Below are 1,055 nucleotides of genomic sequence, written 5' to 3' on the forward strand. Positions count from 1 at the left end.
TGAAACAGGTACACCAACATTAAAACAAATTATGGCTACCATGGGGGAGATTTACGCTAATCCACAAGCCACACAAACCTCACTAGATGATGTTTTCTTTAATGTTGAGACATGGCTACAAGATGAAATTGCTCGTGAGTTTGCAGAAAAAGAAGGCTTAGCTTTCTTGCTTGGTGATGGAATTAACAAGCCCAAAGGTATTCTAGATAATCCTTTTGAAGCGACGGATGATAAAACTCGTCCATTCGGAACGATCCAACAACTGAGTTCTGGTACTGCTGGAACTTTTAATGGCGACAACCTAATTGATCTAATCTATTCAATTAAGGCTGGGTATCGTCAGAACGCAGTTTTTATGATGACCAATCTTACACAATCTAAAGCCCGTAAGTTGAAAGACAACGAAGGCAATTACCTGTGGCAACCTGGTCTACAAGCTGGACAACCTTCAACCTTGTTAAGCTATGGAATTGAAGAAAACAACGATATGCCAGAAGCCGAAGCAGATGCGAATGCTATTTTATTTGGTGATTTCAAACGTGGTTATACCATTGTTGATCGCATGGGAACTCGTATTTTACGCGATCCATTCACAAATAAACCTTATGTTGGTTTCTACACAACAAAACGTGTTGGGGGAATGTTGACAGATAGTAGTGCATTTAAAGTTTTAGCTTTAAAAGCATAACTTTAAACGTATTATCATGATGGATTTATAAAGCCTCTTTGTGGAGGCTTTATTATTTGGAGAGCATAAATGCCACCATTAATCTTAGTGAATTACAATTTTAAGATTGCTATCAATAACGGTAATCAAGTGATTGAGTTTGAACAGGGTGAACATGATGTCAGTGACCGAGTTGCTTTAGTAGCTGTAGAGCAATTAAAAGTTGCTAAATATTCACATTCTTCATCAAAATCTGATCCAACTGATCCAACTGATCCAACTGATCCAACTGATCCAACTGATCCAACTGATCCAACTGATCCAACTGATCCAACTGATCCAACTGATCCAACTGATCCAACTGATCCAACTGATCCAACTGATCCAA

Annotated in this window: 2 protein-coding genes; both read left to right on the plus strand. The window is 38.5% G+C overall.

Going from position 1 to position 1,055, the window contains the following annotated elements:
- The coding region (locus tag EAH57_RS15785) for a phage major capsid protein (protein WP_121930873.1) at positions 1-688 on the plus strand (688 nt) is incomplete at its 5' end.
- Positions 689-757: 69 nt separating this feature from the next.
- Positions 758-1,055: hypothetical protein (locus tag EAH57_RS16060; protein WP_213071155.1), on the plus strand; the 298-nt coding region annotated here is incomplete at its 3' end.

Source organism: Acinetobacter sp. 2JN-4, assembly GCF_003687745.1.
Classification (GTDB): domain Bacteria; phylum Pseudomonadota; class Gammaproteobacteria; order Pseudomonadales; family Moraxellaceae; genus Acinetobacter; species Acinetobacter halotolerans.